Genomic DNA, 25,434 nt, shown 5'->3' on the forward strand with positions numbered 1-25,434 from the left:
CACCCAGTGAAACAGGAGATGCAGATGCAAGGCAGCTATCAGATCCGGGCGTTGACGCCTGCGGAGATCCGCACCGCCGCGGACTGGGCGGCGCGCGAAGGCTGGAACCCCGGGCACAGCGATGCCGCGTGCTTTGCCAGCGTCGACCCCGAAGGTTTCTGGGGCGGCTTCCTGGACGGGCAGATGATCGCCTGCATCTCGGTGGTGAACTACGGGCAGGCGTTCGCCTTCCTCGGCTTTTACATCGTGGCGCCGGCGCACCGCGGCCAGGGCTATGGCTATGCCCTGTGGCAAAAGGCGCTGGAGCATGCCGGGGGCCGGGTTGTCGGCCTTGACGGGGTGGTGGATCAGCAAGCGAACTACCGCCGCTCGGGCTTTGAGCTGGCGTACCGCAATATCCGCTTTGGCGGGGTGCCCGCCGGCGTGCTGCAGGCCGCCGCGGATTTCGAGCTGTCGCCGCTGAGCGCCCCCGCAGCGGAGCTGGAGGCGCTGGACGCCCGCGTCTTCCCGGCGCCGCGCCCGGTCTTCTGGCAGCAGTGGCTGGGGGCGGCGGGGCATCACTCCTTTGCCGCGTACCGGGACGGACGCTTGGCCGGGTTCGGCACCCTGCGGCGCTGCGGCAGCGGCTGCAAGATCGGGCCGCTGGTCGCGGTCTCCCGCCCGGCGGCGGTGGCGGTGCTGGCGCGGCTGCTGCAGGAGCTGCCGCCCGGGCAGGAGGTGTTCCTGGATGTTCCGGAACCTCATGCCGCGGCGGTCGAGCTGGCGCGCGGCCTCGGGCTGGCGCCGGTGTTCGAGACCGCGCGGATGTATCGCGGGCCTGCGCCGCAGCTGGAGACGGATCTGATTTACGGCGTGACCAGTTTCGAACTCGGGTAGGGGGCGCTGCCCCCGCCGCCGCTGGATAGGGGTTCCGCCCCGTTCAGCCCTGAAACCGTCCCCCGGACGGTTCCCGGGACGGGCTTCACCCCCGGAGTATTTTTGCAAAGGTGAAGGCCGCGCTTGCACACAGGCTGCCGGTGCGGCGGCGGTCAGCGCAGCGCGCGCCCGTAGCGCAGGAACAGATGCGCCAGCGTGCAGACGGCAACAATTGCCAGCAGGCCAAGGCCGCGCTCGTACAGGCCGTCGATGCCGGTGGGCAGGAAGAAGAACACCGGCGCCGTCAGCGTCCAGAGCACTGCAATGGCCCGCAGCATCCGCGTGTAGCCCTGGCCCATCTGCCCCGCCGCGCCTGCCATCACCCAGGGTGCGACTGCCATCAGCACCCCCAGCGCGTAGACCAGGTAGATGTGGATCACCACGCCCTCGTTATCGCTGTCGCCGTATTCATTGCGCGCGCCGACCAGAAAGACGATCAGCCCCATCAGCGCAAAGGCGACGATCCCGAAGCTCCAGCCGCGGCCGCCCAGATGCACATGGGCAGCGGCGACGGCGATAGCGACCAGCGCGGCGGAAAAGGCGTACAGCCCCGAATCGACGATGAATTCATACCGTCCAGCGCCAAGGTCGCTGATCGTGTCTGCCGCCCAGTCATGGCCGGGTACGATGACGTCGGCGGCAATCACCGAGGCGGCGAGCAGGACACAGCCGAGAACGGCATAGCACGCGAGCAGGATGATGAGGGTGGGGGCGCTGTGCAGGGCGGGGGGAAGCGAAATCTGGGACATGGGCGCGGGCTCCGGTTGCGTACAGCGACTCAACGCGGCGGCGCGGCCAGCTGTTCCGCGTTTGCAGCGCAGGCAGCGGAAGGTGCGGCTGCCGATGCGGGGCGTGGCCCCAGGCCGCGGTTGGAGGCGGATCCGAAATCAGGTGCGGCGCGTGCAGAGCCGGGGCAGGGGGCTCTGCCCCAGGCGCTGCGCGCCTTCCCCGGGATATTTTCAGCCAGAAGAAGAACGGATCTTAGCGTCCGTATGGATCGTAGTCCTGCAGGCGCTTGCCGGGCTCGTCCACGAACAGCTCCGGCAGGGCAGAGGCGTCTTCGATCAGGTCGACCCGGAACACCCGGAAATCCTGCCGCGTCTCGCACCACGCGGTCAGGGTCCAAACCCGGCCCCAGTATTCCATGTGCAGAGGGCGGATCTTCCGCTCTGTCAGGGTGCCGTCGATGCGGCGGTAACTGAGCTGCAGTTTCTGCCGCGCCTTTATCGCAGCACGCAGCGCCGGCATATGCGCCAGGGCGCGGGCGGCGTCCGAGAAGGGATAGACCGCGAATTTCCAGGCGTCGGCCTCGGCAATTGTCTGCTCCGGCAGCACCGCGTCCACCTTGGCCGCCAGAGACAGGGCGGCGGCCTTCAGGTCCGGGTCGGCGGCCTCGGCGACGATGGCCATGCCGAGGTTCAGCGCCTCCAGCTCCTCCGGCGTCAGGGTCAGCGGCGGCAGGCTGATCTGCTCGCGCACCATGTAGCCGACGCCGCGCTCCCCCTCGACCGGCACGCCAGAGGCCATCAGCGTGTCCATGTCGCGGTAGATGGTGCGGGTGGAGACCTCCAGCCGCCCGGCGATGTCCTGGGCGCGGTGCAGCTTCCCGTCGCGCAGGATCTGGATGATTTCGAAAAGGCGGTCGGTGCGGCGCATGGGCCTAGCCTTTGCGCGGGGGAGGGAGGAGGTCAAGGGCTGCGCCTGCTGTGCTTTCAGCGGACAGGCGCAGCCCTCAGGTCTTAGGGCGTCATCTGCCACTGCACCTCTTCATGGCGCATGGCCGCGCTGTCCGGTGCAAGCGCTGCAACCACCTCGGCGGCGAAGTCCTGCTGCATGAAGGTCTGCGCCGCCTTTTGCGCCGTCGCCATGTCCTTCCACACCACATAGTCGGTCCAGCTGCCGTCCGCGCCCCGGCTCAGCTGGCGGGTGACAAAGCCGTCCTGGGCGCGCACGAAGGCCTCGGTGCGCTGCATCAGCGCTGTGAAATCCGCGGGACTCACGCCCTCGGCCAGTTTGAAGGTCACGATTTCGGCTGCATGTTTGCTCATCACGTTTCTCCTTTGTTCATGTGATAGGCTGGATTTACTGTGTAACAACTGACATAAACCTGTCAGTTGAATGCGGGCCGCCTGCAAAAACTGTGAAATCCTCTGCTTGCAGGCGCTTTGCGCGCGCGGAGTTGCTTTCGCTCAAAGCAGGCCGCGCGCTAAACCCGTAGCGAACAATTCCACCGGCGCTGCAAACCCGCGCCGGATCACGTAAGGAGAGATACTTATGCTCAACAACATCGGCCTGCCTGGCCTGCTGCTCATCGCCGTTGTGGTTCTGGTCCTGTTCGGCCGCGGCAAGATTTCCTCGCTGATGGGCGAAGTCGGCAAGGGCATCACCTCATTCAAGAAGGGCATCAGCGAAGGCAGCAACGAGCTGGAGCAGGACGCCTCGGACTCGGCCAAGGACGTGACCCCCGAGACCGAAAAAGACAAGGCCTAAGCGCGGATGTTCGATCTTGGGTGGACCGAACTGCTGGTCATCGGCGTTGTCGCGCTGATCGTGGTCGGCCCCAAGGACCTGCCGGTGCTGTTCCGCAATGTCGGGCGGTTCGTGGGCAAGGCCAAGGGGATGGCGCGCGAATTCAGCCGGGCAATGCATGACGCGGCGGATGAGGCCGGGGTCAATGAGGTCGCCAAGGGCCTGAAGACTGCATCGAACCCCGTCGGCTCTGCCATGGACGGGATCAAGCAGGCGGCGCAGGAGATGGCTTCGTCGATCGACCCGGCGAAATTCGACCCCGGCAGCGAGACTGGCAAGCTGGCGGCGCAGCGCGCCGAGGATGCCAAGAAGATCCAGGCCTCCACCGCGCGCGCAGCGGCGGAGCGCAAGGCGCGCGAGGCGGAAGAGGCGCTGGCCAAGGCGGAAGCCGCCGAGGCGGCGCTGAAGACGGATGATGAGGCCAAATCATGAGCAACCCGGATGAGATCGACGACTCAACCGCACCGCTGATCGAGCATCTGGCCGAGCTGCGCACGCGGCTTATTCATTCGGTTCTGGCCTTCATCGCCGGCATGGTGATCTGCTTCACCGTGGCAACACCGGTGTTCAACTTCCTCACCGCGCCCTTGTGCGAGGTGCTGGCGGAGAGCGGCCAGGACTGCGCGCTGATCTTCATCAGCCCGCAGGAGGGCTTCTTTGTTGCGATCAAGATCTCCTTCCTGGGCGGGTTCATGCTGGCGTTTCCCTTTATCGGGTTCCAGCTGTGGCGGTTTGTGGCGCCGGGACTGTATAAATCCGAGAAGGGGGCGTTCCTGCCGTTCCTGGTGGCGTCGCCCTTCATGTTCCTGCTGGGCGCGAGCTTTGCCTTCTATGTCGTCACCCCGCTGGCCTACGACTTCTTCCTGGGCTTCCAGCAGTTTGGCGCCACTGGCGAGGCGATCACCGGCGAGGAGGTCACACAGGGCCTCAGCGTGGTGTTCCAGGGCTCGGCGCAGGAATACCTGAACCTGACCATCAAGTTCATCGTGGCTTTTGGCCTGTGCTTCCAGCTGCCGGTGCTGCTGACGCTGATGGGCAAGGCCGGTCTGGTCAGCGCCGAAGGCCTGGGGTCTGTCCGCAAATACGCGGTGGTTGCGATCCTGGTGCTGGCAGCCCTGGTGACGCCGCCGGATGTGATCACCCAGATCATCCTGTTTGTGGTCGTTTACGGGCTTTACGAGATCTCGATCTTCCTGGTGGCCCATGTCGAGAAAAAGCGCGAGGAAAAGCTGCGCGCCGACGGCTACTATGACGATGAGGACGAGATGGATGCGCATCCCGACGATCCGATGATGGCTGAGTTCGAGGCCGAGGACGGCAAGGACAAGTAAGCCGGAGACGGTTTGAGACAGAAAGGCGCGCCAGGGATGGCGCGCTTTTTTTACCTTTGACCGGGGGGCGAGGAGGCCGCGGGGCGTGCAGTCAGCCGCTGTGTGCAGCGTTGATAATCCGCCGCATCAAGCCCAGGAACTGCTCTCTTTCCTCGTCTGACAGGGGCGCTAGGGAATGTTCATTCTGATCGCTGGCGGCCTGGTAGGCACTGTCCCGGGGCGCCTGTCCTTTTTCTGTCAGCCAAATTTGCTGCGACCGCGCGTCCGCAGGGTGTTTCTTTCTGACGATCAGCCCGTCTCTTTCCATGCGGTTCAGCGTATTGGCCAGGGTCGCCTGTTCCAGCGCCAGTTTTTCCAGAAGCTCGCGCTGGGTCACCCCGTCCTTGATCCAGAGTTCCAGCAGGATGGGGAATTGCCCTATGGTGATGCCAAGCGGAGTGATGCGCTCCTGCAGGCCGGCGGCAAACAAGCGGGCAGTGTGGTTGACCAGATACCCGGCGGAGTTTTCTTTCTCGAATTTCATGGTTCTCATCTGCACTTGAATAGCATGCTATGCAATGATACATAGCATGCTATGGTAATAGAAAGGAACCAACATGCCTGGACTTGCAGAACTGGACGCCGCCGTCACGCTTGCCGATCAGATGGAGGCCCGGGAAGGGCCTGTTGTTCTGATGAATGTGTTCACCATCGACCCGTCTGATGAGCAGGCCTTGCTGGAGGCTTGGGCGCATGACGCCGACTTCATGAAGGCGCAGCCCGGGTATATTTCGACGCAGATGCACAAGGGGATCGCAGGCAGTGCCACATACGTGAATTATGCTGTCTGGCAGGATGTCCAGAGCTTTCGCGCGGCCTTCATGAACCCCGAGTTCCAAAGCCGGATTGCCCGATACCCGGAAAGCGCGGTCACGCGGCCGCATTTGTTCAAAAAACTGGCAGTCGCCAACCATTGCGTCGCCTGACCTGTGTGGGATGCAACAGCCATGAAACAGAAAATTCACGCAGCCGCAGGTGTCACCGCCTTTCTGATCATCCTGACGTTTTGGACTTCCACGGTGCTAAGCGAGGCCTTTGGAACACCGGAAACCATAGCCTTGGTCAAATCCAGAATCCTTATTGGTATGTTTGCCCTGATCCCGGCGATGGCCATCGCTGGTGGATCTGGCATGGCCATCGGGCGGCGGCGTAAGGATGCGCCGGCCGCTGCGAAGAAAAAACGCATGCCCTTGATTGCCGCGAACGGTTTGCTGATCCTCCTGCCGACGGCCTTCTTCCTTGAAGCCAAGGCAAGTGCCGGAAACTTTGACGGTGCCTTCGTCTTTGTGCAAGGCGTTGAGCTGCTGGCCGGCGCGCTGAATCTCACCATGATGGGATTGAATATCCGGGACGGCCGCAGAATAGCGGCGCGGCGCAAGGGCCGGGCTTAGGCCGGTTCTTCCCCTTGCCGGCCTTGCCGGAACATGCTTTGAAATCCGTCGACTTACCGACGGAGGCCCCCCATGGACCAGATCGCATTGACCCGCATTGCCGAGGCGCTGGAGCGGATGTCTCCGGCGCCATTGGAAACCCCTGATTTCAACGCGGCCAGTGCCTTTGTCTGGCATGTGGGGCCGGAGCGGCTGGAGCCGGTGGAGGCGGTGAATCGGGTTGATCTGGACCTGCTGGTCGGCATCAACCGCTCCCGCGATACGCTGCTGGAGAACACCCGCCGCTTCGCCCAAGGGTTCGCCGCCAACAACGCGCTGTTGTGGGGCGCCCGCGGCATGGGCAAGTCGAGCCTGGTGAAAGCCGTGCACGGCGCGCTGGCCGGGGATCACCCGGAGCTGAAACTGGTGGAACTGCAGCGCGAGGATCTGCCTTCGGTGGCGCGGCTTTTGAACCATCTGCGCGGGTCCCAGCACCGGTTCATCCTGTTCTGCGACGACCTGTCGTTCAGCCATGACGACCAGCATTACAAAAGCCTCAAGGCGGTGCTGGACGGCGGCATCGAGGGGCGGCCGGAGAACGTGGTGTTCTATGCAACCTCCAACCGCCGCCACCTGATGCCGCGGGACATGATCGAGAACGAACGCTCCAGCGCCATCAACCCGTCGGAGGCTGTGGAGGAGAAGGTTTCGCTGTCCGACCGTTTCGGGTTGTGGCTGGGCTTCCACCCCTGCGATCAGGATGAATACCTGGCGATGATCGAGGGCTATTGCGCCGCCTACGGGATCGAGGCGGACGCGGAGGACCTGCGTGCCGAGGCGATCGAATGGCAGGCGACACGAGGCGCGCGCTCGGGCCGGGTGGCCTGGCAGTTCTTCACCGATCTGGCGGGGCGGCACGGAGTGGCGCTGCGCTGAGACCGCTGAGCACAGCAAAAGAAAAGCCCGGCTGATTGGCCGGGCTTTTCTTTATTAACATTCTGTTAACGCCGTCAGTTCAGGTAGTTCAGCGGGTCGATGCTCTCGAACCCGTCGCGCACTTCGAAATGCACATAGGCGTCGTTACCGCCGCGCAGGGAGGCGATGCGCTGGCCGCGGGCGACGGTTTCGCCCTTCTTCACCGTGATATTGGCGACGTTCTGATACACCGTCAGCAGCTTCTGGCTGTGGCGGATCACCACGATCGGCACGTTGTTGGAATCCTTGGTGATCGCCGCCACGGTGCCCGCTTCGGCCGCATTCACAGGCGCACCGGCGGCGCCGGAAATGTCGATCCCGTCATTGCGGCCCTTGGAGTAGGTCTTGATGATCTTGCCCTGCACCGGATAGGCCATCGCCGCGCTGCTGGCGCGGGTGGGTTTCGGCAGCTCCGGCTTGGGCAGGGTCTCTGCCGCGGGCTTGACCGCGGCGGGCGCGACCTTTTCTTCCGGCAGCGGCTTGCTGGCACTGGGCGGCACCGGCGTCTGGGTGCCTGCGCCCGGTTCGGTCACGGCAACGGGGGCTGCGGCCGGGGTCAGTTCGGCCGCCGGTTGCTCCTTCAGCGGGATCAGCAGGAACTGGCCCTCGCGCACGGCAAAGTCGCTGCCCAGGCCGTTCCATTCCGCCAGCGATTTCACCGGCACCTGATACAGGCGCGAGATGGTATAGGCGGTCTCGCCGCGTTTCACCTTGTGGCGCACCGGCTCCGGGCCGCGCTGCACCTTGGCGGGCTGCGGTTTGGGCGCCGGCTGGATCGCGGTGGTGGTCACCGAACCCGGACTGGGAGAGGTCAGCGGCGCGGTCTCAATCGCCTGTCCGGCCAGGGTGGCGATATCCACCGAGCCCGGGGCGGCGGTGCCGTCCGCGGGGAAATCTGCCGGGGCGCGGCGCGGCAGCGCCAGCACTTCGCCCTGGCGCATCTTGTCACCGGCCGCCATGCCGTTGTAGCGGGCGACCTCCTCCGGCGGCAGACCGATGCGCGCGGCGACATCCGCGACGGTGTCGCCGCGCTGCGCCACCGCCACCTGGTAAGAGGGGTAAGTTATCAGCCCGCGGCCATCCGGAGCGGGACGGCTGGAGGTGGCCGACTGGGCGGCGGTGGCGGTGTTGAAGGCGCCAAGCTGGCCGCGCAGGTCATAGTCCAGCGGACTTTGGCAGGCCGCCAGCACCCCGGCCATGGGCAGCAGCGCCAGCAGCCGGGCCCGGGGCAGCCGGAAACGGGGCAGCCCGCGGGACGCGGTCCGGGTGGGGGGGGTCCGGGTCATCTTGCTCTCCTCAAAACACGCTTCCCCCTTTTTCGCGGGGATTCTCTCGCGTCAATCACTATAGCCCATGCAATTCAGCGGGCGGCTGAATTCCGCCGCCAGTTTACGGGGCCAGCGCAGGAATATCAAACGAAGCTTGCGCAATTGCGGCCGCGGTCCTAGCTGTCCTTGCCCAGCCCTTCAAGCAGCGGCACGAAGCGCACCGGACGCAGCTCGTCATATTCCAGCCCGTCATCGGTCTTGCGTACCCGGATCAGGGTCTGCACGTGGTCCGACTGGCCCACCGGCAGCACCATGATGCCGCCGGTCTTGAGCTGCGCCAAAAGCGGCCCGGGCGGGTCCTCGGCGGCAGCGGTCACGATGATGCGGTCAAAGGGCGCCTGGTCGGGCAGCCCGTGGCTGCCATCGCCGACCAGCGACGTCACGTTGGCGAGCCGCAGGCGGTCGAACACGGACCGCGCCTCGCGCACCAGCCGGGCGTGGCGGTCGATGGTATAGACCCGGCGCGCCAGCTTGGACAGGATCGCCGCCTGGTAGCCGGAGCCGGTGCCCACCTCCAGCACCGTGTCGCGCTGGGACAGCTGCAGCGCCTGGGTCATCATCCCCACCACCGAAGGCTGCGAAATGGTCTGGCCGCAGGCAATCGGCAGCGGCACGTCCTCGTAGGCGCGTTGCGAGAAGATGCCGCGCACGAACAGGCCGCGGTCGATCTCCTCGATCGCCTCCAGCACCTTCTGGTCGGTCACCCCGCGCGAGCGCACGGAGTAGAGGAACTGCATCTTGGTTTCCGGATCGGGTCCGCTCATTGCTGCGCTCACTTGCCCGTCCATTCGACCGCCTTCAGCGCATCCAGGGCATCGCCCGCGGTCAGGTCGGCGCGCATCGGGGTGACGGAGATGTAGCCGTCCAGGTTGACCGCAGCGTCGGAGCCGGGGGTGGCCTCGACATGCTGGTTGCCGCCGCGGATCCACAGGTAGCGGCGCCCGGTGGGCGACAGCTGCTCCTCGGCCGAGAAATGGCAGCCGGGGCGCCAGCCCTGCGGCGCCACCCGGGTGCCCTTGACCTCCGCGGCCGGGACCGGCGGGAAATTGATGTTGTAAAATAGCCGGTAATCCTGCGCATCCTGCGGCTGGGCGGCCAGGATCTTCTTGATCAGGGCGGCGCCATGCACGGCAGCGGCTTCAAACGGATTGCCGGTCTCCCGGTTGGCGGGGCCGTAATACTGCGACAGCGCCATTGCCGGGATGCCCTGCAAAGCGGCCTCCATCGCGCCGCCCAGCGTGCCGGAGTACAGCGCGTTTTCCGCAGAGTTGTTGCCGCGGTTCACGCCGGACAGCACCAAGTCGGGCCTTTGGCCGTGCATCACCACATGCAGACCCGCCAGCACGCAGTCGGCCGGGGAGCCTTCGGCGGCAAAGCGGCGCTCGCTCAGCTGGCTGAGCATGGTGGGGCGGGTATAGCTGATGCAATGGGCGACGCCGGATTGCTCAAAGGCCGGCGCCACGGTCCAAACCTCGCCTTCCGGGCCTGCGACCTCATGGGCGATGGCCTCCAGGATGGTGAGCCCTTCGGCACTGATGCCGTCGTCATTGGTGATCAGAATGCGCATGGGGTGTCTGCCTGCCGTCTTCAACCGGGTTTCCGATTGAATAGGACCTGTGCCGGAACGGGGCAAGGTTTTCGCAGGGAGAAGCGGCATCCGCCGCAAAGCGGGGCAGGGAGGCAACAGGCAGAGCCGCCGGGGGGGGGCTCCCGCCGCTTTGGCCTGCATCGCAGATGCCGTCCCAAGCGTTGGGCCGGGCGCCGCGCGGGGGCGCGGCGCGGGGCCGGTTTCCGGCGTCAGTCCGCCAGGATCAGCGGCAGCAGGCGCGCGGCCTCGTCCTGGATCGGGGTCAGCGCCCCGCGGTCCTCGCCGGGGTGGAAGCGGGCGCGCAGGGCGGTGGCCATCGGCTGCGGCTCCAGAATGCGCACATTGGGGCCGGTGCGTCCGGTTTCCGCCTGCCAGCTGCGGGCCAGCGCCATCTGCGCGGCCTTGGTGGCGCCATAGGTGCCATAGAACTTCTCGCCCGCCTTGGGGTCGTCGAAGAACACCGCACGGCCCGATTGGCCCAGCAACGGCGCCACATAGGGGATCAGCACCGAGGTGGCAGTGGCGTTGATCGCAACCGCCTTGGTCCAGTCCTTGGCCGCAACGGAAGGTGCCGGGCAGAGCGCGGTGGCATGGATCGCGGTGTGCAGCCACAGGTCCAGCTTGCCCCAGCGGTCATGGATGCCGCGGCACAGCGTTGCCATCGCCTCCGGCACGGTGATGTCCATCGGTGCCAGGGTGGCGCTGCCGCCCGCTGCCTTGATGCGGTCGTCCAGCTCTTCCAGCGCGCCGGTGGTGCGCGCCACGGCGACGATGTGATGGGTGGGCGCAAGGGCCTCGGCCAGGGCGCTGCCCAGGCCGCGGGATGCGCCGGTGATGAGAGCGATTTTGTCTGTCATGGGCGCCTTCTTGGGCCGCGGGCGAAGGCAGGTCAAGAGGCAGCGGCCCGGGGCAAGAGTTTTCAAAAATTCTTGGCAAACTTCTTCGAAGAAATTTGCGGCGCTCCCGCGCTCAGCTGCCGGGCATCGGCAGGCGTTTTGTCTCGCCGTTGGCGCTCAGCACCAGGCCCTCGGCGTCGATTGCCACCACCTGGCCCAGCGAGGACAGGCGGGTGCCGCGGGTCACGGTCTTGGTGCGGCCGTTGGGCAGGCGCACCAGCGCGGTCAGGCTGTTCTCGGGGCCGTAGATGCCCAGAAGGTTCAGCCGGTTGCGGTTCACTGCATTGCCTTGGGTGGCCAGTCCGGCCACCTTGGCGGGTGTGCCGCCCGCCGTCTCTGCGTTTGCCATGTTCTTCATCCCCGATGTGTCAGGGCGTATCTGGTCAATCGGCCGGGCCGGTTCAACCAGCCTGCGTGCGGCTCGGCGGGAAGCCGCGGACCGGCGGGGGCGCAATCGGTGGAAGGCCGCCGCCGCGGCCGGCCGCACGCGCCTGCGCTGAAATGCCCCGTCAGGCGTCGAAAACCAGCGACGGCAGGTCGTGGCCATAGGCATAGAGCAGCTCCAGAAGCTCCTCCAGCTCGGCGCCGTCCTTTTGCAGCGGATAGAGCGGGTGGTTCTGCTCGGTGACCTTGAGCTCCGGATACTGGCCCTCCGGCCGCATCTCCAGAACGCAGCCCGCGGGCATCGGCATATCCGGCGGGATCGCATTGGCCAGCCAGGCCGGGCGGTCGCCCAGCTTTTCCGTCTCGCGCATCTCGAACAGGTCGAGATAGGCGTCGAAATCGTCGCGGCTTAGGCTGGCCCAGGTGCCCAGCAGAAACTCCTCGCCGCGGCTGCCGGGCAGCGGGATCGCCAGCACCGCGCGGACAAAGCGCAGATCGCCCAGGCGGCAGAAATCGTCGGTCAGGATGTCGCCGCGGGTGGCCAGGACGGCGGAGTTGTCCTCCACCTCCATATCCTCGGAGCAGATATCGGGCCGGTCGCAGCTCAGGCTCAGCAGTTGCGCAAAGGTGGCGCCGCAGCAGCGGCACTGGCGCGGAGAGGTCAGCATGCGGGCAAGATGCGCGTCCAAGAGGCGGCCTTTCGTCTGGAAGCATAAAAAGGCGCGGGCCGTCACGGCCAGCGCCTTGTCCATGCAGTGGTCGCGGCCCTCATACGCGGATGCGGCCGGAAGTTCAAACCCCCCTTTCCGCAAGGGGGCAGGGCGGGGTCAGCCGGAGGCCAGGTTGGGGGCGTTCCAGGAGGCGCCGGGGACCGGCATGTCCTGGATCTTGGCGCTGACCCGGCTGCTGCTTTCCAGCGCGTTCAGGTACTCGCTGGTGACGCCGGTGACATAGTTGCCGTCAAAGCAGGAGCAGTCGAACTGCTCGATATCCGGGTTGCCTTCCTTGGCGGCCCAGATCAGGTCGTCGAGGTTCTGGTAGAACAGCGCGTCGGCGCCCAGCTCGTCGCGGATTTCCTCGATGCTGAGGCCGTTTGCGATCAGCTCGTGCTTGGTCGGCATGTCGATGCCATAGACGTTGGGGTACTTCACCGGCGGCGAGGCGGAGGCGACGTAGACCTTCTTGGCGCCCGCTTCGCGGCACATCTGCACGATCTTCTTGATGGTGTTGCCGCGCACGATCGAATCGTCGATCAGCAGCACGTTCAGGTCCTTGAACTCCAGCGGAATCGCGTTGAGCTTGCGGCGCACCGACTTCTGCCGCTCGGCCTGGCCGGGCATGATGAAGGTGCGGCCCACATAGCGGTTCTTCACCAGCCCTTCGCGGTAGCGGATGCCGGTGGAATTGGCGACTTCCAGCGCCACGGGGCGGGCCGAATCGGGCACCGGGATGATGCTGTCGATCTCCAGCCCCGACTCCTCGATCTGCTTGGCCAGCGCCTGGCCCATGCGCAGCTGGGTCTTGTAGACCGACACCCCGTCCATCATCGAGTCGGGGCGGGCCAGGTAGACATATTCGAAGATGCAGGGGGTCAGCTTGCCCTCGACCGCCTGGAACTCGTGCAGGTTGCCCTCCAGATCGACCAGGATCGCCTCGCCCGGCTTGACGTCGCGGGTTTTCTTGAAGCCGTTGATGCCAAAGGCCACGTCTTCGGAGGCAAAGGCGTAATCGGTGCCGCCGTCCGCCGCCGGGCGCGCGGCCATCGACAGGGGCCGGATGCCATGCGGGTCGCGGAAGGCCAGCATGCCGACGCCGGCAATCAGGCAGAGCACGGAATAGGCGCCCTGCACCCGCTCCATCGTCATCTTGACGCCGGCCAGGATGTTGCGGACGGGGTCGGCATTGCCGTTCACCTTGATCGCGTCGGCGACCTTGTCGGCCAGCACGTTCAGCAGGATTTCCGAATCCGAAGTGGTGCGCAGGTGGCGGCTGTACTTGCCGGTCACCTTCTCGCGCTGCTCGGCGGTGTTGGTGATATTGCCGTTGTGAACCAGGTAGATGCCGTAGGGCGCGTTGACGAAGAACGGCTGCGCCTCGGAGGCGCTGAGCGAGCCCGCAGTGGGATAGCGGACGTGGCCCATGCCGACGCGGCCAGTCAGGGTCTCGGCGTCTGCGGGGCCGAACACATCCTTGACCAGCCCGTTTTCCTTGCGCTCGCGGAAGAACTCGCCGGTGTAGGTCACGATGCCCGAGGCGTCCTGGCCGCGGTGCTGCAGCATCAAGAGCCCGTCATAAATTTCCGCAAAGACATCCGTGTCCCGGCTTGCGATCCCCAAAATCCCGCACATTGGCTGGCTCCAATCCCACTTAGGCTTTGCTGTTCGGTTGATGCTGGAAGCGGTGGTGCCGGCAGTCTAGCGCATTTGTGCGCCGGCGCGCCAATCCGGCTGCCCTGGCCGCACTCCGGCCCGCTGCCTGGGCGCGGGCCCGGCCGCCGGCCTGAGGGCCGATTGCGGCAGCAGACCCCGGCGCCGGGCGCGGCAGGTCATGTCCACAAAGGCAGGCGGGCAGCAGCGGCAAGGCGGTGAGGCTCCGAATCCGTTTCCTGTTCGCGCCCTCACATAGTGGCTTTCTTTCCCTCTGTCATCAAAGGATCACAAATCCCCGCTGCACTGCGGCGGCGGCGGGGAAGCACCCCTGCCGTCAGGGCAGCGTCAGCAGCGAGATGGACCCGACCAGCACCAGGCTCAGCGCCCAGACCAGGTCCAGGTTGAACCAGCCTCTGGACAGGAATTTCAGCCCCACCCAGCGGTAGATCCCATAGGCCAGCACGCCGCCCGCGGCGGTCATCGCAGCGGTATGAAGCAGCGCCACCAGCGCCGCGATACCCGCATTGCCGGTGATCAGCGTGCCGGCGGCGGCGTGGCCTGCATCCGTCTCAACCGTGCGGCAGATCCCGAGGTAGATCGGCACCAGCATCAGCCCCGCGCCATGCGCCATCGCCGCCAGGAAGGACCACAGCACCAGCCGCGACGGCGGCACCCGCGCCAGGAACCGCGGGTGGCGGCGGTTCCACAGCAAATAGAGGCCCAGGGCAATCACCAGGCAGGCGGCCCCGGTCTGGATCTCGCGATGCCATTGTGCCAGCACCATCAGCGCCGAGAACGGAAACAGGATCGCCGCCATCGCCAAGAGGTGCCCGGCCGCCAGCGCCGCCAGCGCCCGCCACAGGCTGCCCTGTGACCGGTCCATCAGCGCGGCTGACACCGCCAAGGGCCAGCCCATGCCGGGGTTCACGCCGTGATAGACGCCAGAGGCGGCAACGGCCCCCCACAGGGCCGCCGCCGTGCTGATCTCTGCCACGCGTCAGGCGGAGGGGTAGCAGAAACTGTCGGTGGAGCAGTCGCCGCCCTCCAGCCGGATCTGGTGGCTGCGGTAGCCTTTGGGGAATTCCACATAGAAGTCCTTGTCCAGCTCCAGCCCGCCGTTTTCACCGGCATTGGCCATCACCATCTGGCCGCCCTCGGCGTCCGGATAGAACTGGTCATCCCAGGTGGAATAGAGCGAGTTGGTCCAGTAGACCCGCTTGCCGTCGCGGCTGATCTCGACCATCTGCGGGCCATAGGCAAAGTCCTTGCCGTTGGGGTGCTTGGCGTTCCGCGCAATGCCGCCGATCTCCACCTTGCCGGCCAGCTTGGGGTTCATCGGGTCGGACACATCATACTGATGCATCTCGCCCAGGCCCCAGCAGGCGACGTACAGGAACCTGTCATCCAGGCTCAGGTCGATATCGGTGACCAGGGGCGGCACCGCCTCGAACCCCTGCAACAGCGGCGGCAGGTTTTCCGGCTTCTCGGGCCGCGGGTCGATGGTGATGGTCTTCTTGGCCTCAAAGCTGCCGTCGGCCTGCTGCCACCAGGTGAAGATCGCGCCCTGCAGGTTGGTGGTGTCAACCACCACACCGCAAAACCCGTAATCCTTGGAGGGATCATGCGCGGGCCGGATCTCCAGCGCCATCTGGTGGTTTTCACCCAGGTCGATGGTCTGCACGTTCTTGCGCTGGCGCAGGTTCCAGAAATGGATCGAGTGGCCGTATTTGTTGCTCAGCAGATCCTCCGCCACGATGCCGTTCTCGAACTGCGGCGGCAGGCCCCATTCCGAGCTCACCATGTAGTCGCGCGGCAGGTTCCACCAGAAGTCATAATGCTTGTCCTGCTTGCCGCGGTCCATCTCGTAGCGGCCCAGGATCTCGAAGGTCTCGCAATCCATGATGAAGATGCCCGGGGGCCCGTCGGTGCCATCCTCGCCGCCGCCGCCCAGGGTGGACACATAGATGCCTTCAGGGCCGCAGTGGATGGTGTGCGGGCGCGAATAGCCAGTCTTGGCAAAAACCTCCTCGGGTTCGATGATCTTGTGGATCTTCGCCGCGCGCGGCTCCTTCACGTCCACCACATAGATCCGGCTGGAGCGGATGCCCGGAATAATCAGATAGCGCCGCTCCAGAAACGCGTGGCCGGACAGCGGCGACAGCGACGAGGAGCAGGCGTTCCAGCCGAAGTGGTGAAATTCGTCGCCCTTGTTGGGCATGATCAGCTGATGCACGATCTCGCCATAGCTGTCGGACTTCGGGTCGACATCGACCACTGCCAGCCCGTCCGGCTGGGAGCCGTCGGGACTCAGCATCAGGGTAAAGGCCAGCGTTTCCGCCGGGGCCTCCATGGCAAGCCTGGGGGTGGCATGAAAAGTGGGGTCAGGCCTCAAGTTCATCGTCAAATCCTCCCTGGAAAACAGGCGCCTGAAATTTTGGTCTTCTAGCTGCGCCCGGGGCGATGCTGGCACACATCCGGATTTCGGGCAAATTTTTTTGAATTGCGCCCGCCTTGGGGAATAATGTTCTGCCTGAATGGCCGTAATGCGCGCGTTTTGGCCGCTGCCAGGCCGGCCGGGCGGACCTCTGCACGATCGCCTTGGGTGTGACGCGGCAAAAGGAAAGGCCCGCACAGGGGCGGGCCGAAGGTGGGGGAGGGAAAAACGGTTGGCGGTCAGGCCGCCAGAATGCGGTCCAGAAGGTTGTCCAGCGGCGCAGGCAGGCGGGCGTCTTCCGCGCCCATGCCGGTGTCCGCAAGGGCACGGCCCTCGCCGCTGGCCAGGACCTGGCGGGTTTCGGTCAGCGACAGATGGTGAAAGGCAGAGCCTTCGGAGTCATCGCCGGCGGGCAGCAGCATGCCGCTTTCGGCCCAGACCAGCTCTTCTTCCTCGAATTCGAAATGGATCCGGCCCAGACGCTCGGGCGCGGCGGCGGTGATGCCCTTGTAGCCGGCCAGGGCGATCAGCTTGGTGACCACAACCGGCAACCCGAACAGGCGCTCGGCGGTGTCCATCTCCAGCGCCACTTTCTGGTCGGAGGGCAGCATCAGATCGGTGTCATTGCCCAGGGCGCCGGCGGGGACATGCATGCAGGTGGTCAGGCGCGGCACGGCATGGCGGACCGCTTTCACTTCCTGGGCGCCGCCGTCAAAGGTGAACACCATGTCGCCGGGCTTGATGTCGCGGGCTTGCTTGAAGCCTTCTTCGGTCTCCACCAGGGTGGCGGGCAGAAAGCCGCCGCTGCGGATGCGGGCGCGCTTCGGCGCCGGGTTGCAGGACTGCGGCAGGGGAGTGTTCAGCAGCATGTCAACCGGCAGGAAGTCGGCGAAATCTGTGGTGTGATCCAGCTGCATTTTGTGTCCCTTCTGAGCGTCTTTGGCCCGGCGTCTTGCCGTTGAAGCCATCAGGCCCCCGAATTGGGACCAAATTGGGGCAGGGGTGCGGCCCCTTCCGGGATGCGGCGGATTTTTGGGGACAAAAGCACGGTTTTACCCGGCATTGTTAACCTTTTGACGGTGCAGCCTGAGGATTTGTTAAGAATTGACCGTCGTTTGACGCTCGGCGCCCGCGCGGCTCGAATCGCGATTCCTGTTGGTTAACAAGGTATTAACGCACGGTTGCGCTGTTAATAATTACGGTGATGACTCTGTGGATAACTGTGTGAACGCTTTGATAGCAAAGAAAAACGGGCGCCACTGCGGCGCCCGTTCGGATCTGTCCCGGAAATGTGCTTTGCGCGGTTACTGCCCGCAGCTGCCGATCAGCGCCTCGTACTGCTGGGTGACCCAGCCCAGGGCCTGCTCGGGATTGCGCTCCTCGATCTTGCCGATCATGCGCTCGAACACCACCGCCGAGCGGCTTTCGTCAACCACGGTAAAGCTCTGCCCGGTCATCACCACCGCATAGAGGAAGAAGGCAATCGCCACCAGAAGGATGCCGCGCAGCACCCCGAAGAAGAAGCCCGCGCCCTGGTCCACTCCGCCAAGCGCCGAGCGCTGCACCAGGGTCGAGAACAGCGGCGTGAAGAAGGAGACCACGATCAGCGCCAGCGCGAACACCGCGGCAAAGGCGGCGATGATCGACAGCTCGCAGCTGTCGGCGATGAATTCGCCGATCACCGGGATCTCCGCCATCAGCGGCTCGACCTGCGGCGCAAAGATGAAGGCGAGAATGCCGGCGGCGATCCAGCCGGCGATGGCCATGGCCTCGCGCACGAATCCGCGCGAATAGGCCAGCAGCGCCGATACGACGATGACCAGGGCCACGACCCCGTCAATGATTGTGAAACCTTCCATGTCCCTCGCCCGTTTACCTGCGGTATCAAATTTTTTGCGACTTTAGCCGGCCCCGAAGAATTCGCCAACAAAACCGGCTAGGTCGCTGGACTTTCGCAAGTTCAGGCCATTTACGGACACGGTTTTACTGCCGCTTGGGGCAATCGCCGCCGTGAAACCAAGTTTTTGCGCCTCTTTCAACCGGTTTTCGGTCTGCGGCGCCGGGCGCAGGGCCCCGGATAGCGAAATTTCTCCGAAAACCGCGGTATCGGCAGGCAAAGCGACGTCTTCCCGTGCACTCAGCAGCGCCGCGGCCACCGCCAGGTCGGCGGCCGGTTCGGAAATCTTCATGCCGCCCGCCACGTTCAGGTAGACATCCAGCCCGGCAAACGGAATGCCGCAGCGCGCCTCCAGAACGGCCAGGATCATCGCCAGCCGCGATGAATCCCAGCCGACCACCGCCCGGCGCGGCTGCGAATGCGGCGAGGGCGCAATCAGCGCCTGCAGCTCGACCAGAACCGGCCGGGTGCCCTCGATGCCCGCAAACACCACCGATCCGGGGCTGGGCTCGCCGCGTTCGGACAGGAACAGGGCAGAGGGGTTCACCACTTCCGCCAGCCCGCCGCCGGTCATCTCGAACACCCCGATCTCATCGGCCGGGCCAAAGCGGTTCTTGACCGCGCGCAGGATGCGGAACTGGTGGCCGCGCTCGCCCTCGAAATACAGCACCGTGTCGACCATATGCTCGACCACCCGGGGGCCTGCGATCTGGCCGTCCTTGGTGACATGGCCCACCATGATCACCGACACCCCGTTGCGCTTGGCAAAGGTGGTCAGCTCATGCGCTGCCGCGCGCACCTGGCTGACGGACCCGGGCGCGCTGTCCACGTGATCGGCCCACATGGTCTGGATCGAGTCGATGATCGCCAGCTGCGGCTTCTCCGCCTCCAGCGTCGTCAGGATGTCGCGCAGGTTGGTCTCCGCTGCCAGCTGCACCGGCGCATCCGCCAGCCCCAGCCGCTGCGCCCGCATCCGCACCTGGGCCGAGGCTTCCTCGCCGCTCACGTAAACCGTCTTCAGCCCCGCATGGGCAAATCGCGCAGCCGCCTGCAGCAGCAGGGTGGATTTGCCGATGCCCGGATCGCCGCCCACCAGGATCGCCGAGGCCGGCACCAGCCCGCCGCCCAGCACCCTGTCCAGCTCTCCCGCGCCGCAGCAGGTGCGCGGCGGCGGCGTCTCCCGCGCCGACAGATCCGTCAGCTGAATGGTGCGGCCGCGCTTCACGCCCAAGGACTTCTTGGCGGGACCGGAGGACAGCCCCTGATCTTCGCTGATGGTGTTCCAGTCGCCGCAGCCTTCGCAGCGGCCTGACCATTTGGAGAAGCTGGCCCCGCAGGCCGAGCAGGAGAAAGTTGTTTTTGCCATGCCGGATCAGTGGCAGATGTTTCTGTTTTGTTCAAGAGGGCTGCGGCTGGCTGCACCGCCGGATGCGAGGCTCTGCCTCGCGCTCCGGGATATTTGGGGCCAGATGAAGATGGATCCGGTCTTCATCTGGCTGAAAATATCCCGGGGGAGGCCCGTGAGGGCCGGGGGCAGCGCCCCGGCACCCAAGTCAGTCGGCGCGCCGCGGCGGCTTCATCGCCACCACGCTGCCGGTTTCGGGATCGGTGCCGTCCGGCGGGCTCTGCAGCTGCGCCGACAGTTCCGGGAGCAGCTCGAACAGCTCCTCGCGCAGGCGACCCAGGTGCGATTTTGCCAGCGATTCCTCTATTTCCACGTCGCGGGTCCACTGGCGCAGCTCGTGCATCACCATCTTGGCATCCTCCAGCCGGGCCTGGAAGGCATCCAGTTCCTGCTGGCGCTGCTTCAGAAAGGTGCGGGCACGGTCGACATTGGCGTCGGAATAGGTGCTGGCCAAATCCTGGCTGACCTGGCTCATCTGCGCCGCCAGTTCCAGCACTTCCGGTTCCAGGTCGCCCAGGTCCGGGTGGTTGCGCATGAAGGCCAGCCGTTCCTTCACCGCGTCGAACTCGGAGCGGGCGGTGAACAGCCCCTTGCGGTCGCCGGCATGGGCGGTGTGATAGGCGCGGGCCACATCCTCCATCTGCACGCTGAATTTGCGGTGCGAGTTTTCCAGCGCCAGCATGCGGCCGTTTGCAGGCAGGAAAAACGCCAGCATCAGCACCAGCGCGGTCAGCGTGATCTGCGCCACCATGCCGGCCTGCGGATAATAGGTCCCGTCCAGCCCCGCCTGCAGCGTCAGCCAGGGCCAGACACCGGCAGCAGACAGCGCTGTCGCCAAGACCGCGCCCAGGGCGGCAATGCAGATCAGAGCAAACGTAAGGCGCAGGAACAGCGCCTGGGATTTGAACAGGACAGTGTGAACAGCGGACATGAATACCCCTCCAAAATAGCGAAACCACCCGGGGGCCGGTGGCAGGGGGGGTGGCCTTCTCAGGCCGTCCACGGCGGCACCCTCGGAACACAACAACGCGGTTCGTCGGCAAAATGTTGCACAAGAATCAAATTTATGGCAACTATCCGCTGATATCTTTCCTTAACGCCTGCGCCGTATTTGCCATGCCCAGCACCAGCGAGGCCAGGATGCAGCCGGTGAACAGGTAGAGGCCCCAGGCGGTCTCGATGGTGGCGAGACCGATGCCCTTGGCAAGGGTGATATAGAGCGCGATCAGGAACACATCGGCCATCGCGAGCTTGCCCAGCACGTGCAGCACCGGCTTCAGCCGCGCGTCCAGCAGGTTCCACTGCACCAGCGCCAGGCCGATGGTCTTGAGGTAGGGCGCGAAGATCGCAAAGAAGGTCACGATCAGCGCCAGCACCGCATCACTGCCCCACAGGGATTGCAGCCCCGTGATCACCGAGATCTCGCTGAGGCCGAAGACCGGCAAGAGCCCCGCCCGCATCAGCGGCGCAAACCAGGCCACGGGGTAGAGGATCAGGAGCGAGAGGGTGAGTAGGCGGAGGATCATCTGCATCTCCAAAACTGGCAGCGGCCCGGGCCGAGGCCGGTCCGCGATGGGGCGCTGCCCCCGCCGCGCGGGGCGCGCGGCTCCCCCGGGATATTTGCAGCCAGAAGAAGAGGATCAAGCCCGTTCAAGCCGAGCTGTTACCTCACCGCCTCGATCGGCCCCTCCGCGCGGCCGTGGATGAACTGGTCGAGATAGGGATCGCCCGAGTGGTCCATCTCGGCGACGGGGCCGGTCCACTGGATCACCCCGCCGTGCAGCATCGCCACATTGTCGGCAATGGCGCGCACGGAGGTCATGTCGTGGGTGATGGTCATGGCTGTGGCGCCCATCTCCACCACGATCTCGCGAATGAGGTCGTTGATCACACCGGACATGATCGGGTCCAGCCCGGTGGTCGGCTCATCGAAAAAGATGATCTCCGGCTCCGCCGCAATGGCGCGGGCGAGGCCCACGCGCTTTTGCATCCCGCCGGACAGCTCCGACGGGAACAGGTCGGCCACATTGGCCTTCAGGCCCACGCGGCGCAGCTTTTCGATGGCGATGGCGCGGGCTTCCTCCGCCGGGCGCTTCAGCGTGCCGCGCAAAAGGCGGAAGGCCACGTTCTGCCAGACCGGCAAGCTGTCAAACAGCGCGCCGCCCTGAAACAGCATGCCGAAGCGGGCCAGGAACTTGTCGCGGTCGCCGGAGTCTGCGGGCTTGCCATCGACAAAGATCTGCCCCGAGTCCGGCGTGATCAGCCCCAGGATGCTTTTCAGCGCCACCGATTTGCCGGTGCCGGAGCCGCCGATGATCACCATCGAGGTGCCCTTGGGGATCTCCAGGGTCATGCCGTTCAGCACCTGGTTGTCGCCAAAGGCCTTATGGACGTTTTCCATGCGGATCATAGCGAGAAGAACACCCCTGTGAGGACAAAGTTGGCGGCCAGGATCAGCACCGCGGCGGCTTCCACCGAGCCTTTGGTGGCCCGGCCCACGCCCTGCGCGCCGCGGCCCGACTGCATGCCGTAGTAGCAGCCCATCATCGCCGCGATGGTGCCGAATGCCGCGCCCTTGACCAGCGAGGAGACGATGTCGAGCGGCTCCAGGAAGTCGACCGTGTTCTTGAGGTAGGCGGCAGCGTTGAAGCCGAGGTTCTGCACCGCCACCGTATAGCCGCCCATGATGCCGATGATGTCGCCGATGCCGACCAGCACCGGCACCGTGATCAGCGCCGCCAGCACGCGGGGCGCGACCAGGTACTTCATCGGATGGGTGGACAGCGTCACCAGCGCGTCGATCTGCTCGGTCACCTTCATGGTGGCGATCTCCGCCGCAATGGAAGAGGTCACCCGTGCCGCGATCATCAGCCCGACCAGAACCGGGCCCAACTCGCGCACCATGCCGATCGCGACGATCTGCGGCACCACGGCTTCGGCGTTGAAGCGGGCGCCACCGGCATAGATCTGCAGCGCCAGCGCGCCGCCGGTGAAAATCGCGGTTAGGCCGACCACCGGCAGCGACAGCCAGCCGATGTTCAGCAGCGCGTTCAGCACTTCCCGCGGGTAATAGGGCGGGCGCAGCATATGGCTGAAGGCCCCCAGCGCAAACAGCGCCGCGCGGCCAACAGCCGACAGCCCCGCCAGGGCGGTGCGGCCCAGCCGGGCCAGGAGAGCGATTGGAGTCATCCCAGATATGTCCGTGCCGAACGGTGGCCTGAGGAGGTCAGGATTTCATAGCCGATGGTGCCCGCCGCATCGGCGAGCATGTCCACTGTCTGGCGCTCGTTCAGGATTGCCAGCATGTCCGGCACCTCGGCCAGGTCGGTGACATCCACGGTGATCAGATCCATCGAGACGCGGCCGACAACGGGGCAGGGGGTATCGCCTGCGTAAACCTGAATGCCGCCCTGGCCCATCGCACGGTGCAACCCGTCGGCATAGCCGGCGGCAACGGTGGCGATGCGGCTGGGGCGTTTGGCGACCCAGGCATTGCCGTAACCGGCGCTTTCGCCCGGCTCCATATCGCGCACCTGAATCACAGGCAGGTCCAGCTGCACCACCGGCAGCGCGTCCTTGAACGGCAGCCCGCCATAGAGGCCGATGCCGGGGCGGCAGAGGTCGAAGTGGTAATCGGCGCCCAGCAGCATCCCGCCGGTCGCGGCCAGCGAGCGGGGAATGTCCAGCCCGTCCGTCAGCTCGCGGAAGGTGTGCAGCTGGCGGGCGTTCATGCCGTGGCCCGGCTCATCGGCGCAGGCCAGATGCGACATCAGGAGCACCGGGTTCTGGCCCAGGGCGATTTCCGCCACCGCGGCCCATTCGCCCGCCTCCATGCCCAGCCGGTTCATGCCGCTGTCCAGCTGCACCCCGAACGGGTGGCCCGGCAGGGTCTCGAAATGGCGCAGCATCTGGTCCAGCGAGTTCAGCATCGGCGTCAGCTGGAAATCCTTCAACAGCTTGGCGTCGCCCTCCATATGGCCGGAGAACACCGAAATGCCGGGGCCCGGCCCCAGCGCGCGGCGCAGCGCGCCGCCTTCCTCGGCCGCGGCCACAAAGAAGTTGCGCGCGCCCGCCCGGGCCAGCGCCTTGCCGACGCGGCCTGCATCCAGGCCGTAGCCGTTCGCCTTGACCACCGCGGCCGTCTCGCAGTTGGTCAGCGCATCCAGATTCCGCCAGTTGGTGACCAGCGCATCCAGGTTGATTGTCAATCTTGCCGTGCTCATGCGGTGTTCATGACATGGGCGGGGCGCAGGTCAAGGGGGAAAAACCGGAATGCCGGCGGAGGTTTGCCTTTGAAGAAGCAAAAAAGCCCGGTCCGGCGGGGGAGCCGGCCCGGGCTGGTGCTGATGGCCTGACGGTCAATGGATCCGGCAGGCAGCAGCGCTGAAATTCCGCGATCCGGGCCGCAGGGGCCGGGATCAGTGCTCGTCGTAGCCTTGCTGCCAGGCTTTGGCGAGGTTGCCGAAGCGGGTGAACTGCGCCTCAAACGACAGCTCCACCGTGCCGATGGGGCCGTGACGCTGCTTGCCGACGATGACTTCGGCCTTGGCGTGCAGCCGCTCCATCGCCTGCTTCCACTCTTCCATCTTCTCCAGCTCGTGGTCGCCGGGCTTCTCCCGTTCCTTGTAGTATTCCTCACGGAACACGAACATCACCACGTCGGCGTCCTGTTCGATCGAGCCCGATTCCCGCAGGTCCGACAGCTGCGGACGCTTGTCCTCGCGGTTCTCCACCTGGCGCGACAGCTGCGACAGCGCGATCACCGGGATGTTCAATTCCTTTGCAATCGCCTTCATCCCCATCGAGATTTCGGCGATCTCGTTCACCCGGTTGTCGGCCATGCCGCGGCACAGCTGCAGATAGTCGATCACCAAAAGGTCCAGCCCGTGGGTCCGCTTCAGGCGCCGTGCCCGTGCGGCCAGTTGGGAGATCGGAATGGCCGGCGTGTCGTCAATGAACAGCGGGCAGCTTTCCAGATCCTTTGCCGCTTGCACGAAGCGGCGGAATTCGCTTTCGGTCATGTCGCCCTGGCGGATCTTGTGCGAGGAGATTTCCGACGCCTCCGCCAGAATACGCCCCGCCAGCTGCTCGGCGCTCATCTCCAGCGAGAAGAACCCCACCACGCCGCCATCCAGCGCGCCTTCCGATCCGTCGGGTTTCACCCCGCGTTTGTATGCCTTGGCGACGTTGAAGGCGATGTTGGTCGCCAGCGACGTCTTGCCCATAGAGGGGCGGCCTGCGAGGATGAGGAGGTCCGAGGGATGCAGGCCGCCAAGTTGTTTGTCGAGGTCTGTCAGGCCCGTCGAGATGCCGGCCATGCCGCCACCCCGCTGATACGCCTCGTTGGTCACATTGACCGCTTCTGTGACGGCCTTCAGGAAAGATTTGAAGCCGCTTTCCGTCTGGCCCTGCTCTGCCAGCTGGTAAAGCGCCTGCTCTGCCTCAACAATCTGCTCTTTGGGTTCTGATGCCACGTCAACGCGGCGTGCCTTTTCTGAAATGCTCTGGCCCAGGGCGATCAGCTCGCGCCGGATCGCCAGGTCGTAAATCATCTGCGCGTAATCCCGCACCGCAAAGGCGGAGATCGACGCGCCGGCGAGCTTGGCCAGATAGGCCGGCCCGCCCAGTTCCTTCAGCCCTTCGTGGTCCTCCAGGAAGGCCTTCAGCGTCACCGGCGAGGCCAGCGCGTTCTTGGAGATCCGCGCCGCCGCCACCTCATAGATGCGGGCATGGACCGGGTCATAGAAATGCGACGAGTCGATGATCAGCGCGATCTTGTCGTAGACCTCGTTGTTGGTCAGGATCGCGCCCAACAGCTGCTGTTCCGCCTCTACCGAATGGGGCAGCTCGTTGTCCGGCATCGCGGCCGCCGGCGCCGCGGCCGGTTCGGGCATCGGGGCAGCAGGGGGCATATCGCCGTCGAAAGGGGTAATCTCGTTCATCACTGCTCTCGTCTTTCCGGCCGCCTTATACG

At 65.4% G+C, this 25,434-nt stretch carries 29 protein-coding genes; 7 read left to right on the forward strand and 22 right to left on the reverse strand.

Features of this window, described 5'->3' with window-relative positions; translation table 11 throughout:
• Positions 1 to 24 precede the first annotated feature (24 nt).
• The gene (locus PHA8399_RS20425; protein ID WP_058288159.1) at positions 25 to 876 is read left to right on the forward strand and encodes a GNAT family N-acetyltransferase; all 852 of its coding nucleotides are present in this window, start codon (positions 25 to 27) and stop codon (positions 874 to 876) included.
• Positions 877 to 1,028: 152 nt separating this feature from the next.
• On the opposite strand, the gene PHA8399_RS20430 is transcribed toward PHA8399_RS20425, so the two are convergent.
• The 3 genes from PHA8399_RS20430 to PHA8399_RS20440 form a co-directional block, all read right to left on the reverse strand.
• Positions 1,029 to 1,664 (reverse strand): DUF998 domain-containing protein, encoded by a 636-nt coding sequence (locus tag PHA8399_RS20430; protein WP_058287933.1) that lies wholly within the window; start codon positions 1,662 to 1,664, stop codon positions 1,029 to 1,031.
• Positions 1,665 to 1,896: 232 nt separating this feature from the next.
• On the reverse strand, positions 1,897 to 2,571 hold the full coding sequence (locus tag PHA8399_RS20435; RefSeq protein WP_058287934.1) for a helix-turn-helix transcriptional regulator: 675 nt from the start codon (positions 2,569 to 2,571) through the stop codon (positions 1,897 to 1,899).
• An 83-nt stretch (positions 2,572 to 2,654) separates the two neighbouring features.
• Entirely contained in the window at positions 2,655 to 2,963 is a 309-nt protein-coding gene (locus tag PHA8399_RS20440; RefSeq protein WP_058287935.1) for a hypothetical protein, read from the reverse strand.
• A 226-nt stretch (positions 2,964 to 3,189) separates the two neighbouring features.
• Here PHA8399_RS20440 and PHA8399_RS20445 point away from each other — a divergent pair, with 226 nt between their 5' ends.
• Genes PHA8399_RS20445 through tatC form a run of 3 tightly spaced genes read left to right on the forward strand, consistent with a single transcriptional unit; the run spans position 3,190 to position 4,775 of the window.
• Positions 3,190 to 3,405 carry a twin-arginine translocase TatA/TatE family subunit gene (locus tag PHA8399_RS20445; protein ID WP_058287936.1) on the forward strand — a complete coding sequence of 72 codons (216 nt, stop codon included), beginning with the start codon at positions 3,190 to 3,192 and terminating at the stop codon, positions 3,403 to 3,405.
• 6 nt (positions 3,406 to 3,411) lie between these two features.
• Positions 3,412 to 3,876, forward strand: a complete 465-nt coding sequence (tatB, locus tag PHA8399_RS20450; protein WP_058287937.1) for a Sec-independent protein translocase protein TatB — start codon at positions 3,412 to 3,414, stop codon at positions 3,874 to 3,876.
• Complete coding sequence (gene tatC, locus PHA8399_RS20455; RefSeq protein ID WP_058287938.1) at positions 3,873 to 4,775, forward strand: twin-arginine translocase subunit TatC; 903 nt, start codon at positions 3,873 to 3,875, stop codon at positions 4,773 to 4,775. The genes tatB and tatC overlap by 4 nt, the downstream gene beginning before the upstream one ends.
• A gap of 91 nt (positions 4,776 to 4,866) precedes the next feature.
• Here the strand turns inward: tatC and PHA8399_RS20460 are convergent, their stop codons facing one another.
• Entirely contained in the window at positions 4,867 to 5,298 is a 432-nt protein-coding gene (locus PHA8399_RS20460) for a MarR family winged helix-turn-helix transcriptional regulator (RefSeq protein WP_058287939.1), read from the reverse strand.
• Positions 5,299 to 5,371: 73 nt separating this feature from the next.
• Here PHA8399_RS20460 and PHA8399_RS20465 point away from each other — a divergent pair, with 73 nt between their 5' ends.
• The 3 genes from PHA8399_RS20465 to PHA8399_RS20475 all read left to right on the forward strand — a co-directional run bounded on the left by PHA8399_RS20465 (position 5,372) and on the right by PHA8399_RS20475 (position 7,120).
• Positions 5,372 to 5,740, forward strand: a complete 369-nt coding sequence (locus tag PHA8399_RS20465; RefSeq protein ID WP_058287940.1) for an antibiotic biosynthesis monooxygenase family protein — start codon at positions 5,372 to 5,374, stop codon at positions 5,738 to 5,740.
• A gap of 21 nt (positions 5,741 to 5,761) precedes the next feature.
• Entirely contained in the window at positions 5,762 to 6,205 is a 444-nt protein-coding gene (locus tag PHA8399_RS20470; RefSeq protein WP_058287941.1) for a hypothetical protein, read from the forward strand.
• 72 nt (positions 6,206 to 6,277) lie between these two features.
• Positions 6,278 to 7,120, forward strand: coding sequence for an ATP-binding protein (locus PHA8399_RS20475; protein ID WP_058287942.1), 843 nt, complete (start codon positions 6,278 to 6,280; stop codon positions 7,118 to 7,120).
• A gap of 74 nt (positions 7,121 to 7,194) precedes the next feature.
• Here the strand turns inward: PHA8399_RS20475 and PHA8399_RS20480 are convergent, their stop codons facing one another.
• The 18 genes from PHA8399_RS20480 to PHA8399_RS20565 all read right to left on the reverse strand — a co-directional run bounded on the left by PHA8399_RS20480 (position 7,195) and on the right by PHA8399_RS20565 (position 25,402).
• Positions 7,195 to 8,445: a peptidoglycan DD-metalloendopeptidase family protein gene (locus PHA8399_RS20480; RefSeq protein ID WP_058287943.1), complete on the reverse strand. Its 1,251-nt coding sequence runs from the start codon at positions 8,443 to 8,445 to the stop codon at positions 7,195 to 7,197.
• A 158-nt stretch (positions 8,446 to 8,603) separates the two neighbouring features.
• Entirely contained in the window at positions 8,604 to 9,251 is a 648-nt protein-coding gene (locus PHA8399_RS20485; RefSeq protein ID WP_058287944.1) for a protein-L-isoaspartate(D-aspartate) O-methyltransferase, read from the reverse strand.
• Between the two features lie 8 nt (positions 9,252 to 9,259).
• Positions 9,260 to 10,054, reverse strand: a complete 795-nt coding sequence (gene surE / locus PHA8399_RS20490) for a 5'/3'-nucleotidase SurE (protein ID WP_058287945.1) — start codon at positions 10,052 to 10,054, stop codon at positions 9,260 to 9,262.
• Positions 10,055 to 10,284: 230 nt separating this feature from the next.
• A complete protein-coding gene (locus PHA8399_RS20495; RefSeq protein WP_058288160.1) occupies positions 10,285 to 10,932 on the reverse strand; it encodes an SDR family NAD(P)-dependent oxidoreductase in 648 nt (215 codons plus the stop codon).
• Positions 10,933 to 11,044: 112 nt separating this feature from the next.
• A complete protein-coding gene (locus PHA8399_RS20500) occupies positions 11,045 to 11,320 on the reverse strand; it encodes a hypothetical protein (RefSeq protein ID WP_058287946.1) in 276 nt (91 codons plus the stop codon).
• A gap of 160 nt (positions 11,321 to 11,480) precedes the next feature.
• A complete protein-coding gene (locus PHA8399_RS20505) occupies positions 11,481 to 12,023 on the reverse strand; it encodes a DUF2199 domain-containing protein (protein WP_058288161.1) in 543 nt (180 codons plus the stop codon).
• Positions 12,024 to 12,182: 159 nt separating this feature from the next.
• On the reverse strand, positions 12,183 to 13,703 hold the full coding sequence (gene purF, locus PHA8399_RS20510) for an amidophosphoribosyltransferase (protein ID WP_058287947.1): 1,521 nt from the start codon (positions 13,701 to 13,703) through the stop codon (positions 12,183 to 12,185).
• Positions 13,704 to 14,058: 355 nt separating this feature from the next.
• Positions 14,059 to 14,718, reverse strand: a complete 660-nt coding sequence (locus tag PHA8399_RS20515; protein ID WP_058287948.1) for a hypothetical protein — start codon at positions 14,716 to 14,718, stop codon at positions 14,059 to 14,061.
• 3 nt (positions 14,719 to 14,721) lie between these two features.
• The gene (locus PHA8399_RS20520) at positions 14,722 to 16,122 is read right to left on the reverse strand and encodes a selenium-binding protein SBP56-related protein (protein ID WP_058287949.1); all 1,401 of its coding nucleotides are present in this window, start codon (positions 16,120 to 16,122) and stop codon (positions 14,722 to 14,724) included.
• A 275-nt stretch (positions 16,123 to 16,397) separates the two neighbouring features.
• Positions 16,398 to 17,075, reverse strand: coding sequence for a Hint domain-containing protein (locus tag PHA8399_RS20525; RefSeq protein ID WP_058287950.1), 678 nt, complete (start codon positions 17,073 to 17,075; stop codon positions 16,398 to 16,400).
• A gap of 387 nt (positions 17,076 to 17,462) precedes the next feature.
• Positions 17,463 to 18,017 (reverse strand): CvpA family protein, encoded by a 555-nt coding sequence (locus PHA8399_RS20530; RefSeq protein ID WP_008553790.1) that lies wholly within the window; start codon positions 18,015 to 18,017, stop codon positions 17,463 to 17,465.
• 42 nt (positions 18,018 to 18,059) lie between these two features.
• A complete protein-coding gene (gene radA, locus PHA8399_RS20535) occupies positions 18,060 to 19,421 on the reverse strand; it encodes a DNA repair protein RadA (RefSeq protein WP_058287951.1) in 1,362 nt (453 codons plus the stop codon).
• 187 nt (positions 19,422 to 19,608) lie between these two features.
• A complete protein-coding gene (locus PHA8399_RS20540; RefSeq protein WP_058287952.1) occupies positions 19,609 to 20,391 on the reverse strand; it encodes a hypothetical protein in 783 nt (260 codons plus the stop codon).
• Positions 20,392 to 20,533: 142 nt separating this feature from the next.
• Positions 20,534 to 20,986: a paraquat-inducible protein A gene (locus PHA8399_RS20545; protein WP_058287953.1), complete on the reverse strand. Its 453-nt coding sequence runs from the start codon at positions 20,984 to 20,986 to the stop codon at positions 20,534 to 20,536.
• 137 nt (positions 20,987 to 21,123) lie between these two features.
• Complete coding sequence (locus PHA8399_RS20550) at positions 21,124 to 21,870, reverse strand: ABC transporter ATP-binding protein (protein ID WP_058287954.1); 747 nt, start codon at positions 21,868 to 21,870, stop codon at positions 21,124 to 21,126.
• The gene (locus PHA8399_RS20555) at positions 21,867 to 22,649 is read right to left on the reverse strand and encodes an MlaE family ABC transporter permease (RefSeq protein ID WP_058287955.1); all 783 of its coding nucleotides are present in this window, start codon (positions 22,647 to 22,649) and stop codon (positions 21,867 to 21,869) included. The genes PHA8399_RS20550 and PHA8399_RS20555 overlap by 4 nt, the downstream gene beginning before the upstream one ends.
• A complete protein-coding gene (gene alr, locus PHA8399_RS20560) occupies positions 22,646 to 23,683 on the reverse strand; it encodes an alanine racemase (RefSeq protein ID WP_058287956.1) in 1,038 nt (345 codons plus the stop codon). The genes PHA8399_RS20555 and alr overlap by 4 nt, the downstream gene beginning before the upstream one ends.
• 195 nt (positions 23,684 to 23,878) lie before the next feature.
• Positions 23,879 to 25,402 carry a replicative DNA helicase gene (locus PHA8399_RS20565; RefSeq protein WP_058287957.1) on the reverse strand — a complete coding sequence of 508 codons (1,524 nt, stop codon included), beginning with the start codon at positions 25,400 to 25,402 and terminating at the stop codon, positions 23,879 to 23,881.
• Positions 25,403 to 25,434: the final 32 nt, after the last annotated feature.

The sequence above is a fragment of the Leisingera aquaemixtae genome (assembly GCF_001458395.1).
In the GTDB taxonomy this organism is placed as follows: Bacteria; Pseudomonadota; Alphaproteobacteria; order Rhodobacterales; family Rhodobacteraceae; genus Leisingera; species Leisingera aquaemixtae.